The 14,160-nt window shown below is 65.8% G+C and carries 5 protein-coding genes; all 5 read left to right on the forward strand.

Annotated features, from left to right (window positions below; all coding sequences use genetic code 11):
• Positions 1 to 41: 41 nt before the first annotated feature.
• Complete coding sequence (locus ACQR1X_RS10460; protein ID WP_434898768.1) at positions 42 to 2,171, forward strand: autotransporter strand-loop-strand O-heptosyltransferase; 2,130 nt, start codon at positions 42 to 44, stop codon at positions 2,169 to 2,171.
• Positions 2,172 to 2,723: 552 nt separating this feature from the next.
• Positions 2,724 to 5,990, forward strand: a complete 3,267-nt coding sequence (locus tag ACQR1X_RS10465; RefSeq protein ID WP_434898769.1) for a beta strand repeat-containing protein — start codon at positions 2,724 to 2,726, stop codon at positions 5,988 to 5,990.
• A 562-nt stretch (positions 5,991 to 6,552) separates the two neighbouring features.
• On the forward strand, positions 6,553 to 8,373 hold the full coding sequence (locus ACQR1X_RS10470; RefSeq protein ID WP_434898770.1) for a hypothetical protein: 1,821 nt from the start codon (positions 6,553 to 6,555) through the stop codon (positions 8,371 to 8,373).
• A 226-nt stretch (positions 8,374 to 8,599) separates the two neighbouring features.
• Complete coding sequence (locus tag ACQR1X_RS10475; RefSeq protein WP_434898771.1) at positions 8,600 to 12,826, forward strand: sulfotransferase; 4,227 nt, start codon at positions 8,600 to 8,602, stop codon at positions 12,824 to 12,826.
• Between the two features lie 723 nt (positions 12,827 to 13,549).
• On the forward strand, positions 13,550 to 14,143 hold the full coding sequence (locus ACQR1X_RS10480) for a formyltransferase family protein (RefSeq protein ID WP_315799870.1): 594 nt from the start codon (positions 13,550 to 13,552) through the stop codon (positions 14,141 to 14,143).
• Positions 14,144 to 14,160 lie beyond the last annotated feature (17 nt).

Consider the following 14,160-nt stretch of genomic DNA (forward strand, 5'->3'; position numbering starts at 1 on the left):
CATCGCTCACGAATGAACGCAGACCGCGTCGGCACCTCAACATGAACGTTGCAAATTTTCCCCGCACCTCGGACCCGGCGATGGTGCCGACGAGTGCGTTACCGTCCGCCCAGCCCGGCGCCCGCACCGAGGCGTCTGATCAGGCACGCAAGCCGCGACTGCCACCGCCAGCGACCGTGCCGACCCAGGAGGGTCCCCAAGGGCTGCGCTTCGATTTCAACGACGGCTGTCGTGTCATGCTGCCCGACACCGGACACGCCTGGCGCGTCCGGTTGAGCGATCTCGAGACGGCCAACGTCCTGTTCGACATCGACCTGCGTTCTGGGCACGTCAACAGCAGCAAGCGCTACTTCGTCCCGTTCAGGCTGGAAGTGTGGTCAGGGCCCGAGCTGCTGCTGTGCCACGACTATGACGCCACCGACCGCGACGTCCTGATCCAATTCCCGGTCGGCACGATCGGCGACATCATCGGCTGGATGAGCTATGTGGTGAAGTTCAGGGACCTGCATCGATGCCGCCTGAGCTGTGCGATGGGCGAGCCGCTGATCCCGCTGTTCCGCGCCGTCTACCCAGACATCACGTTCCTCAGCCACGACACGGTCCAGGCGGAGCGATACTACGCGACCTACTCGGTCGCGCTGTTCTTCGACGATGCCGAGTTCGTGCATCATCCCTGTGATTTCCGGCAGGTCGGTCTGCATCGGACAGCAGCTCATATTCTCGGCGTCGATCCGGCCGAGCAGCCGCCACGCGTCGCGTTGAGCGAAGAGAGCCGTCCCATCGAGGACCCCTATGTCTGCATCGCCGTGCAGGCGACGACCGCATGCAAGCACTGGAACAATCCGGAGGGCTGGCAGAGCGTCGTGGCCTTCCTGCGCGCGACCGGCTATCGCGTGATCTGCGTCGATCAGACCGCGGAGCGCAGCCACGGCGCTTTCCGAACGCAGATTCCTGCCGAAGCCGAGGATCAGACCGGCGACCGGCCGCTGCCCGAGCGCGCCCGCTGGCTCAAGCACGCCGCGTTCTTCATCGGCCTTTCCTCGGGGCTGTCATGGCTGGCCTGGGCGGTCGGCACTCCGGTCGTGCTGATCAGCGGCTTCACCCACCCGACCAACGAGTTTGCGACCCCCTATCGGGTCATCAACCATCACGCCTGCAACAGTTGCTGGAATGATGCCCGTCATCGCTTCGACCATGAGGACTTTCTGTGGTGCCCGCGATGGCAGGGCACGTCCCGGCAGTTCGAATGCACGCGCCTGATCACGGCCGCGCAGGTCGAGGGCATGTTGCGCCGAATTCCCGGCTTCGGACGGGGATTGCGTCCGCAACCGCGCGCCTCTCAGCAGCAGGCGCCGCCTGCGCCCTTTGATCGGGATCGAGCCTCGAGAGCAGAGTCTGCGCCGGAATCCGTGGAGAGCGACGAGCCGGTCGCGCTCGCCGCGCTGCTGGAACGCCCGCGCGGCGATGTCGCCCGCGGGGGCCTTGCGGTCGGCGTCACGGTCGCCGCTGGCAGGCTGCTGGATCAGGCTGCCGCCGGGATCGCGGAAGGCGATCGCGCAGCCACCGCCAGCGATCTCATGGACGCGTTGCAGAACTACAAGCAGAGCATCGCCATCGTCAGGTACCTGACCGCAGCCAATCCGGACGACGCCGGGTTTCAACGCAACCTCTCGGTCGCCTTGAACCGCATCGGCGCCGTGTTGTTCGTTCAGCGAAACCTCGAGGCTGCGCATGCCGCCTATTCCGCCAGCCTCGCCATCATCCGGAAGCTGACCGCGGCCCATCGCGGCAATCTCGGCTTTCAGCGCGACCTCGCCTGGTGCCACGCTCTGCTGGCGGATGTGCTCACCGCCCAGGGCCGCCATGCCGAAGCCTTCGAGCAGCGTCGCGCCAACACCGCGCTGATCACCCATCTCGCCAACACGATCGCCAACGACCCGTCGCTGCAGCAGGCGCTTGCAAATTCCTATCAGAGTCTGGGCGATGCCTTCCTTCCGCTCGGCAACATCGACGGCGCCCTCGCCGTCTACCGGATCAGCCTGGGCCTGACCAAGCAAGGGCTCGACGCGAACGGGCAGAATGACCCGGCCTGGAATCAGCTCTACACCACACTGCTGCAGAAGATCAGGACTGCGCTCCTGGCGCAGCGCCAGGCCGCGCCGCCGTCCTGAACGGCGCACGGCGAGGTCGGCCGACACGCCCGGGCGCCTTTGCCTCTAACTTCCCCGACACACAATCCATCGTGGCGTTTTTCCAGCGATGGCGCTGAGACAATGCCGCGCGCCCGCGTCGCCGGGCAGCCTTGACAGCATCAGACCAACCCTGCGTCTGATCGCTGGAGACCGGCCACTCACCGGCGAGATGCAGGCAGCATCTTGACGACAAGATGCAATTCGCGCCCGGTCGCCGCACCGCGCAGTTGCTGCTTGCTGCCAGAAATCAATCACTTGGCACGCGATCGCGGCGCATCTGTCACAGATCCGCGATGTCCCGAGAACAACATATTTGCGGACTCCCCCACGCCTTTTTTGGCCCGATTGCTCCGAGCATATAGCGAGGTGCGACAAAGTAGCGCGCGTCAGAAGAACGCGCGACACAGCGGCGCACGGGCGTGAGGCGCGGCGCATCACGTCCGACGCAGGGCCGATGCGCTTCCGCATCGTCCGGCCAGTTTCGGTACGGGGCCCTGCCGGGCGTCGGATGAACTTGGGGAGAGATGATCTATGGCGAATAACACCTTCAACCCGACGGCGCTGGCCAACGGAACGTCGAACCTGCTGGTGCGCGCCTCAGCGCTCAACATGTCGACCGACCTCGTCCAAGCCGGCGTGGTGTTCAACGATGCGGTGCGCGCCTCGCTCGGCCTGTTCTCGCAGGCCGGCAGCGGCAACTCGAACCCGTTCCTCGGCAGCTACACGACCGATCTCCACGCCGTGCAGAACGACATCGCGGCGATGCTCGCAAATCCCGGCCAGGTGACCCTGGGCGGCCAGGCCTTCACGCTGAACGCGACCGACACCGCCGTTCTCACCAACGTGCAGGCGCAGATCTCGACGCTGCTTACGGCCGCACCGCAGACCACGAATGCTGCGACGATCACAGCCGCGGATCAGACGCTGCACGCGGTCCAGCAGGAGATCCTGCAGGAGATCAACGGCGACGCGCATCTGTCCGGCGCGCTCAACAAGGTCAACTTCCTCGCCAACACCGGCGGCCAGGACGTCGGCTTCCAGAACACGCCGGCCGGTGCCGATGATGCGGCGACCCTGGCCGCAGCGACCGCAGGCAACACGCTGAAGGATGTCGGCCTCGTCTTCAACAAGGTCGTCGACCTCGCCTCCGGCGGCATCCACACCGGCAATCTTCAGGAGGTCACGACCGACCTCACCGCGATCTCGCAAGGTCTGACCAACATTCTCAACAACAAGACCCAGCTCGCACAGATCGAGAACGGCGAAACGGCGAACGCGGCCGCGCTCACGACCATCCATCTGCAGACGGTGCTCGGACAGGTCAACCTCGAGCTCAACCAGTATGCCAAGGCGGAAACGACCGGCAATCAGGCTGCGTTGCGCGGCACGGCCGACAACCTGCTCGACAGCATCGACATCATCCAGGGCGACGCCAACCTGAACATGGCAGCCGGCGGCAACGGCATGCCGGGCCATGCCGGAGGCTTCGCGGAGGATCCCGGCGGATTGACCGGCACGGTCACCAAGTTCCAGGACAATCAGGCGCAGACCAATTTCTGGGCCGCGTTCCTGGCCGAAGCGAACACCATCAACGCAACCCTGCAGAAGATCTCGACGGGCGGCGCGCAAGCCAGCGCGGCATTGATCACGCAGATCCAGAACTACCAGCAGTTCGGCGCCAATTTCGACGCCGCCCAGGGCAATGTCTTCCGCGGCCGCTTCGACAACGAGCTGCTCAGCGGCACGCTGGAAGCCGACTCGGCGGCCGCCGTGAAAGGCTTGCAGGGCATCCTGAACGGCGACACCGGCGCGGCTCTCGCGGCGGACAAGGCGGCGATCAACGCCGCCGGACAGGGCTTCGCCGCTGACGCCATGGACGTCTCCGGCAACAACATCGCGATTGGCGGCGCGACCTATGTCGGCACGGCCACCACGGTCTCGACGGCGACCTCGGTGCACGGCCTCGCCCACGGCACGATCCCGGTGACGGCGACCCCGAACATCGCCAACGGCACCGGCGGCACCACTTCGACGCCGCCGAGCAGCGGCGGTGGTGCCACGCCGGTCAACTTCAGTCCGACCGCGCTCGCCAACGGCACGTCGAACCTGCTGACTCGCGCCACTGCTATTCAGCATTCGACCGATCTGGTGCAGGCCGGCGTCGTCTTCAACGATGCGGTCCGCGCCTCGCTCGGCCTGTTCAGCTTGGCCAACAGCGGCAACTCGCCGACGTTCCTGAGCAGCTATCAGGCCGACATCACGGCGGTGCAGACCGATATCGCCGCCATGCTGGCCAATCCAGGTCAGGTCACGCTCGGCGGACACACCTTCGCACTGAACGCCACTGACACGGCAGTCCTCACCAACGTCGAGGGTCAGCTGGGGACGCTGCTGCAGGCGGCGGGGCAGTTCGCGAACGCCACCACCCAGGCTGCCGCCAGCCAGACCATTCATGCGCTCCAGCAGGAGATCCTGGGCGAGATCCACAACGATGCGCATCTGGCGAACGCGCTGAACAATGTGCCCTTCCTCGCCCACACAGGCGGCCAGGACATCGCCTTCCAGACCTCGCCCGCCGGCGCGGACGATCCGGCGAGCCTTGCTGCGGCGACCGCTGGCGCCAGCCTCAAGGACGTGGGCCTCGTCTTCAACAAGGTGGTCGAGCTCGCCTCCGGCGGCATCGACGCGGCGCACCTGCAGGAGGTCAACACCGATCTGACTGCGGTCTCGCAGGGCCTGACGGCCATCCTCAACAACAAGACCCAGCTCGCGCAGATCGAGGCCGGCGAGACCGCCAACGCGGCGGCGCTGACCACGATCCACCTACAGACCGCGCTCGGTCAGATCAACCTGCAGCTCAACAAATACGACGCGGCGGCGACCACGGGAAATCAGGCGGCGCTGCGCGGCACGGCCGACAATCTGCTCGACATCATCGACATCGTCCAGGGTGACGCCAACCTCAACATGGCCGCGGGCGGCAACGGCAATGCCGGCCATTCCGGCGGCTTCGCCGAAGATCCGGGTGGACTGACCGGCACGGTCACCAAATTCCAGGACAATCAGGCGCAGACGAATTTCTGGGCTGCATTCCTGGCCGAGGCCAACACCATCAACGCCACCTTGCAGAAGATCTCGACCGGCGGTGCGCAGGCGAGCGCGGCCCTGATCACGCAGATCCAGAACTACCAGCAGTTCGGCGCCAATTTCGACGCCGCGCAGGGGGCCGTATTCCAGGGGCGGTTCGACAACGAGCTGCTCAGCGGTACGCTCGAAGCTGACACTGCCCATGCCGTCAAGGGCCTGCAGGGCATCCTCAACGGCGACACCGGCGCAGCACTTGCGGCAGACAAGGCGATGATCGCCGCGGCAGGCCAAGGCTTCGCGGCGGACGCCATGGACGTCTCAGGCAACAACGTTCCCGTCAATGGCGGCACCTATGTCGGAACGGCCACGACGGTCTCGACGGCAACCTCCATCAAGGGCACCGCGCACGGCACCATTCCGGTCACCGCCACCCCGAACCTGGCCAACGGCACTGGCGGCACTGCTGCGGCAGGAACCACTGCCGGCGGTGGCGCGGCAGCCGGTGGCACCGCGGCGAACGGAGGCACGTCGACCGGCGGAGCGGCGGCTGGCGGCACATCGACGGGTACGACGGCCAACAACGGCAGCAACGCCGCGCATCACAGCGATCATCATCATCACGATCACAGCCAGGGCGCGCATACGAACCAGGCCGCGGCTGCCGGTCCCGACATGTCGCATCTCCACGCGATGCATCACATGTGGGGTTGATGAGGCAGCCGCAGCAGCTGCTGCGGATCGGATACCCGGGAGCAAGCAGATGAGGTCAACTCACGCAGTGCTCCCGGGGGAAATGAGAAGGACGATGAGCCGGGCGAGACGACACGCGTTGAAGAAAGGAAGCCTCTGAAGATCAGCAAAGATGCATGTTCCGTTCCGCACTGTGAAGCCTCGTTACGCTGGAACTTTTCTAAGGAGAGATCGGCGACCAGCCGCAAGATCGGGGCAACTTCTTGTCTGGACCGTGCATCGAAGCTTCGCTGAGCGGCAATGTTGCAGGGATGCCACGACGGAATTCAAGGAGTTAGTACGCTTCCGAGCGCGGCCGTGACCCGGCTGCGACAATCGTCGTTTGCCCGAACAACATCATATTTGAGGACTCCGCGGCGCTTCTTTTGGCCCCATTGGAGCAAATAATTCCCAGGTGCTCTGAGGCTGCGACATTTCGCCCGCTCCGCGAGGAGGTGAACGAGATGTCTCAGCCCGATCAACGCCCGCGTGCTGCCGAACCGCCAAGCAGCAGACGCCGGGTTGAAACTTGGGGAGATGATCAATGGCAGCCAATACCTTCAACCCGACGGCGCTGGCGAATGGCACGTCCAATCTGCTGGTTCGCGCCTCGGCGCTCAACCTGTCGACCGACCTCGTGCAGGCCGGCGTCGTTTTCAACGACGCCGTTCGCATCTCGACCGGCCTGTGGTCGACGCCGCAGAACAGCGGCAACTCGAACCCGTTCCTCGGCAGCTACACCACCGACCTGCATGCCGTGCAGAACGACATCAACGCGATGCTGGCCAATCCCGGAGACGTCACGATCGGCGGCAAGGCCTTTACGCTCAACGCGACCGACACCGCGGTGCTCACCCAGGTCTCGAACGAGATCACGACGCTGATCAACGCGGCGCCGAACACGACCAATCCGGCGACCCTCGCCGAAGCCGACCAGACCATCCACAACGTGCAGATGCAGATCCTGGCGCAGATCCAGGGTGACGCGCATCTCTCGGCCGCGCTCAACAACGTTCCCTTCCTGGCCAACACGGGTGCCATGGATGTGGCGTTCCAGAGCCTTCCCGCCGGCAACGACAGCGCCACCAATCTCGCTGCAGCGGCCGCGGGCGACCTGACCGCCATCGGAACGGTGTTCAATGCCGTCGCTGACCTTTCGCTGGGCGGCATGAGCGCCAACAATATCAACCAGGTCCAAGCCGACTTCACGGCCGTGGCGCAGGGCCTCCAAGCGATCCTGAACGATCCCGCGAAGCTCGCTGCGATTGAAGCAGGTCAAACCGCTGTCGATGCCCAGACGACGACGCTGCATCTGATGACGCTGCTCAGCCAGGCAAACCTTCAAATCAACAACTACAACGTCGCCGAAACGATGGCCAGCCCGACGGCGCTGCGCGGCTCCGCCGACAACATCGTCGACATGATCGACGTGTTCCAGAACGACGCGGCCCTCAACGCCGCGGCGGGCGGCACCGGCATGCCGGGACACGGCGGCGGCTTCTCGGAGATGCCCGGCGGCCTGACCGGCACGGTCACGAAGTTCCAGGACAATCAGGCGCAGACCAATTTCTGGGCCAACTTCCTCGCCGAGGGCAACACGCTGGGTGCGAAGCTGGTTGCGGTCGCCAATGGAACGGGGACGGCGTCGCAGGCCCTGATCGACCAGATCACCAACTACCAGAACTTCGGTGCGGCATTCGATGCGGCGCAGGGCGCGGTGTTCAAGGGACGCTTCGACGACGAGCTCGCCGCCGGCGCTCTGCAGTCCGACACCACCATGGCCACGAAGGCCCTGATGGGCATCATGAACGGTGACACCGGTGCAGCCCTGGCGACCGATCAGGCGATGTTGAAGGCTGCCGCCGCGAACTACATCGGCAATGCCGGAGACATCGCGGGCAACAACATCGCGATCGGCGGATCGGCCTACGTCACATCCGCGACGAGCTTCGTGACGGCGACGGCGGTCAATGGCATTGCCCAGGGCACCGGTATGCCGGCGGGCGCCACGCCGAACATCGCCAACGGCACGGGCGGAACGCCTGCGAGCACGACCACGCCCGGCGGCGGCATGGGCGGAGGTGGCACGACGGGTGGCGGCACCACCGGAGGCGGCACTGCCGGCGGAGGCACCACGGGTGGCGGGACGACCGGAGGCGGCACGACGGGCGGTGGAACGGCCGGCGGAGGAACCACCGGCGGCAACAACAACACCACCACGACCCATCACTGCGGCGGCCACCACAGCCATCACAGCAGCCACCACACCGCGGCAGCAGCGGCGGCGCCAGCCGCAACGGCGGCAGCAGCATCGAGCGGTCCGGACATGTCCCACCACCACGCGATGCATCACATGTGGGGCTGACGCCCTCGGCAACCTGACCAACATTGGCCGGCGCAGACCCTTGGGTCTACGCCGGCTCGTTGCGTTGTGGCAGCACCGGCCATCGACGCTGCACGTGGCCGGACAAATTCCATGCACGGCTCGAAGGGTTCTAGCCGACCGCTTGCGATCGGCCTCGTCTAAGCCTCCGTTTCGCTTCAATCCGCCTCGACAACGGCATTCGTCGAACATTCAGCAAGTTGTCATCATGAACGAGCTCGCCGTCGCCTTCCGCCCCCGCCTCGTGCCCGCAGCGTCCGACGGCGGACAGCCGTCGGCGGCCGCGCTCAGCGATCAAGCCTTGCGCATCGCCGAGCACGCCTACCGGAAAGTTCTTTCGCTTCAGCCCCGTCATTTCCGCACCCTGTGCAGCCTCGCCATGGTCCGCCTGCAGCTCGGCGACACGCATGAGGCACGCGCCCTGCTCGACCAGGCCGCAGAGGAAGCCGGCGACGCCGCGGATCTGCACCTGTCGCTCGGCAAGACTTTCGCAGGTCTCGGCGACCTCGCCAGAGCGAGCACGCATCTGCAGCGTGCCGTCGCGCTCGACGAACGCTCGGCCGAGGCCCGGCTGCTGCTCGGCAGCGTGCTCACCAGCCTTGGCGATCCCGCCGGGGCGGTTCGGCATCTGGAGCTGGTGCTGGCCGCGGACGCAGGCAGCGCCGATGCACACCAGGCGCTCGGCTTTGCCTTGCAGCGCCTCGACCAGTACGAGCGCGCGCTCGCGCACCACGAGGCCGCGCTCGACGCGCGGCCCGATTTCGCCGCAGCCGCCGCCAGCCTCGGCGACGCCTGCCGCATGCTCGGGCGGCATTCGGAAGCCATTGCCCACTACACGCGCGCGCTCGCGATCCAGCCCAATGCGCCGGTCGTGCTGCTCAACATCGGCGGCTGCCAGCAGGCCGCCGGCGAGCTCGATGCCGCGATCCGCACCTATCAGCAGGCCCTTGCCCTGAGCCCGCATCTCGCCGAGGCGCACTACAATCTCGGCAATCTGCACCTGGAGATGAAGAGCGTCCCTGCCGCCATCTTCCATTATGAGCGCGCCATCGCCGAACGGCCGGACTTCCCGGAGGCCCATAACAATCTCGCCAATGCCCTGCAATCGCGCGGCAAGCACGACCTGGCGCTCGCGCATTACGACGAGGCGGTGCGCCGGCGCCCCGACTATGCCGTCGCCCACCGCAACCGCGGCGATGCGCTGCGCGACGTCAAGCGCTACGAGGACGCCGTCGCAAGCTATCGAACGGCCCTCGCCCACGATCCCCGCGACGCGACGACGATGAACCATCTCGCCGGCGTGCTGATGATCCTGGGACGGCTCGACGAGGCGGCGCTCGCGTATGAATCCGCCCTGGCTGTCAACCCGCGCAGTATCGGCACGCACCTCAACTACGGCGTGGTCAAGCCGTTCGCGGTCGACGACGCGCGCTGGGCGCCCTTGCAGGATCTGGCCGCGAACTCGGAGACGCTCACCGAGGATGCGCGCATCGCGCTGCACTTCACCCTCGGGCGGGCTTATGCCGACATCAAGGACGGCGAACGGTCGCTGGTCCACCTCAACGCCGGCAATGCTCTCGAGCGCCGCCGCATCAACTATGACGAGAACCAGACGCTGCGCCAGATCGAGCGCATCCGCGCGGTGTTCTCCAAGGACATGCTGCAGGCGCGCGCCGGCCATGGCGATCCATCGCAGGCGCCGGTGTTCGTCATCGGCATGCCCCGGTCCGGCACCAGCCTGGTCGAGCAGCTCCTCGCCAGCCATTCCGCCGTGCACGGCGCCGGCGAGGTCAACTATTTCGCGGCCGCCGCGGGACTGTTCACCGACCGTGCCCGCGGCGACTATCCGGAGATGCTCGCCAAGCTGTCCGACGCCGACATTGAGGCCCTCGCGCGCGCCTATCTCGAGCGGTTCACCGACCTGCCGGCGGACACCAAGCGCATCGTCGACAAGATGCCGTCGAACTTCCTGTTCGCCGGGCTGATCCATCTCGCGCTACCGAATGCGCGCATCATTCACGTCCGGCGCAATCCGATCGACACCTGCCTGTCTTGCTACACGCAGCTGTTCGCCGAGCCGCAGCCCTTCGCCTACGACCTCGCCGAGCTCGGCCGCTACTACCGCGCCTACGATGCCCTGATGGGTCATTGGCGCAAGGTGCTGCCGGACGGCGTCATGCTGGAGGTGGCGTATGAGGACGTGGTGCGTGACTTCGATGCGCATGCGCGCAAGATCGTGGCGCATTGCGGGCTCGACTGGGATGACGCCTGCCTGTCGTTCCACGAGAACGAGCGTCCGGTGAACACGGCCAGCCTGGTCCAGGTCCGCAAGCCGCTGTTCTCCGGATCGGTCGGCCGCTGGCGGATGTATGGCGACCGGCTGAAGCCGCTGCTCGATGCGCTCGGCAGCGAAGCCGTGCGGCCGACCATTGCCGAGGCGATCGCGGGCGCCAAGCCGCCCCAGCCCGTGAACGTGGCCCCGCCCGTGGTGACGCCGACGACAGCATCGCTTTCCTTCGCTTCGCAGCAGGCCGGATCGTTGCAGACGTTGGTCGAAGGCGCCGCTGCCGTGGCAAAGAGGCTGCAAGGCCGCGGCGACTCCAAGGATGCCGAGACGATCTACAACCTGATCCTGGCGGGGCAGCCGAACCAGTTCGACGCGCTGGTCGGACTCGGCATGATCTGCACCACCGCCAACCGGCTCGACGAGGCCAAGGACTTCTTCGTGCGCGCGGTCGCGGTGAACGACAAATCCGCCGAGGCCCATGGCAGCATCGGAGCCGTCGAGGCCTCCGCCGGCCACTATGAGACGGCCGTACAGCATTACGAGACGGCACTTGCGCTGGCGCCGAGCCACCCCGGCATCCTCTACGCCTTCGCCATGGTTCGCCAGAACCAGGGGCTGATCGACGAGGCGATGGCCCTGCTCCGGCGGGCGATCGACAACAAGCCGCAGCACCTCGATGCGCATTTCGCACTCGGCAACCTGCTCTACACGACAGGAAAAGACATCGAGGCAGCGAAACACTACCTCAAGGTCCTCGACTTCAGCCCGGAGCATGCCGAGACCCACAACAACATCGCCAACGTGCTGCTGCGCCAGGGCCATCGCGAGCGCGCCATCGAGCACTACAAGCGGGCGATCGCGAGCCGGCCCGACTATGCCGACGCCTATGGCAATCTCGGCAACGCCTTCCTCGAGCTCAACCGGCTCGAGGAATCGATCGAGCAGAACCTGCTGGCCATCAAGATCAAGCCGGAACGCTTCGGCTCCTACAACAATCTCGGCGTCGCCTACCAGGCGCTCGGCCGCTTCGACGAGGCGACGGCGGCGTTCCAGAAGGCCCTGGAGCTGGCGCCGGACGACGCGCCGATCCACCTCAATCTCGCGAACATGTCGAAGTTCAAGCCGGACGACAGCCGGCTTCCTGGTCTGCGGCAGCTGATCGAACGCGTCGACCAGCTCGATCAGGAGAAGCAGATCGCAGCCCATTTCGCGTTTGGCAAGGCGTTGTCCGACCTGAAGGACTACGACCTGGCCTTCTCGCATCTGCACAAGGCCAACACCCTCAAGCGCAAGACCTTCGACTACGACTCCGAGCAGCGGCTCGGCATGATGAAAAACGTCGCGACGCGCTTCACGCCCGAGTTCTTTCGCATGGTTGCAGGGCACGGCGACGATTCCTGGGCCCCGATCTTCATCGTTGGCATGCCGCGCTCCGGAACCACCCTGATGGAGCAGGTGCTGGCCAGCCATTCCAAGGTCTTCGGCGCGGGCGAGCTCGAGACCTTCAAGGATCTTGTCGGCGAATGCGCCAACCGCCAGAAGGTCGTTCCGGCGTATCCCGATCTGATCACGCTGCTGCCACCCGAGGAAATGACGAAGATCGGTCAGGAGTACACCGCCCGCGTTCGGACGCTGGCGCCCGAAGCCGAGCGCATCGTCGACAAGATGCCGCTGAACTTCCTGTTCGTCGGGATGATCCATGCGGCGTTCCCGCGCGCCAGGATCATCAACGCGCGGCGCGACCCGCTCGACAATTGCATTTCCTGCTACTCGCTGCTGTTCACAGGCTCACAGCCCTTCGCCTACGACCTGACCGAACTCGGCCACTACTACCGGGGTTATGAGGGCGTGATGGAACACTGGCACAAGGTGCTACCGCCCGGCATCCTGATGGACGTTCAATACGAGGATCTGGTCGACGACCTCGACGGCGTGTCGCGCCGCGTGCTCGCCCATTGCGGGCTCGACTGGGAGGATGCCTGCCTCGACTTCCATCGCACCGAGCGCATGGTGCGCACGGCGAGCCTGATGCAGGTGCGCGAGCCGATCTACCGCCGCTCGATCGGAAGCTGGCGCCGCTACGAGAAACATCTTGGGCCGCTGTGCGCGGCGCTCGGCATCGACCTTCCGCCGCCGGAAACCACATGACCGCCGGCAAATAACCGGGTGCTGTTGCCCAGGGATCGGTGACAGGCGCGGCACCCGGCTATCCGGCCGCGCGGCGGAGCGGCTCGAGCATTGTGCTCCTGGGCCTTTAAGAAATTATATTCGTCATACGCAGAAGCGTCAGTTTTACTACGCAGACGCGCCAACTGATAACACAACCAGAAGTTCTATGACCTCTTCAGCCATGGGTCCAGGAAATTGCGTTCGAAGACCGACCAAATCGCGCCCGTTGAGCCGACAGGAGCGGCATCTTCGGTTGTCCTCATCAGTACAGTTGATAGCTCGGCGCCTTTAGTTGAGCTGTGTCGAGCAATATGCGTGATGCAGTACCGGTCTATACACAACCTATAGGCGAATTTCCGGCACCTGTCCTGACGTCCCGGTTCATCTGAGGCCGCCGCCGGTACCGACGAGGGCGTGTCATCCGCCACGGTCGTCTCGGCCTGCATCTTGATGGCGGCCAGGTTGATGGCGACCATGGCGATCGGCGCGCCAATAGGCGTGAGGGGCCCCGCCAACTCCGGCTCGGAGCGGCCTTCCCCTTTCCCGTTTGGGTCCCACAGCGCCTCCGGCGGCCGGACGAAGCCAGACTGTGACGACGGCCCAGCAGGCGCTTGACCTGGAGGCCAAGGCTTGGTTTGACCCGTTTCGCCCGGTCAGAGCCTCCGACCGGATCCAGCCCCCAACCGTGGAAGATCCCTGGCCATGCGCATCACTCTCGTCGGCTCCCGCCATTTCGGTGTCGCCACACTGAACATGCTGCGCGAGAGAGGAATCGAGATCGCGCGGGTCGTCGTTCATGATGGCGAGGACCGGCTTGCAGCCGCGGCGCGGGCGGCCGGGATCGAGGTCGTGGTCCAGGCCAATCCGAAGGTCGTGCCCGCCGGCGAGATCGCCCCCGGCACGGACCTGATCGTCACGGCGCATAGCCACGCCCGCGTCACTCACGAGGCGGTCGCAGCCGCCCGGCTCGGCGGCATCGGCTACCATCCGTCGCTGCTGCCGCGTCACCGGGGCATCGCTGCGGTGGAGTGGACCATCAAGGAAGGCGATCCGATCGCCGGCGGCACCATCTATCACCTCGCCGACCGCATGGATGCGGGCGCCATCGCCGCCCAGGAATGGTGCTTCGTCAAGAAGGGAGAGACCGCGCGCGAGCTGTGGGAGCGCGCTCTCGCACCGCTCGGGCTCAAGCTGCTCGGCGATGTCGTCGAATCGGCCAAGGCGACCGGCGCGATTCCGGCCAAGCCGCAGGACGAGCAGTTCGCGACCAAGGCGCCCAGCCTCACCCCGCACTGAGCATCTGATCGCATCGC

It is taken from the genome of Bradyrhizobium sp. HKCCYLRH3073 (assembly GCF_051167995.1).
Taxonomy (GTDB): Bacteria; Pseudomonadota; Alphaproteobacteria; order Rhizobiales; family Xanthobacteraceae; genus Bradyrhizobium.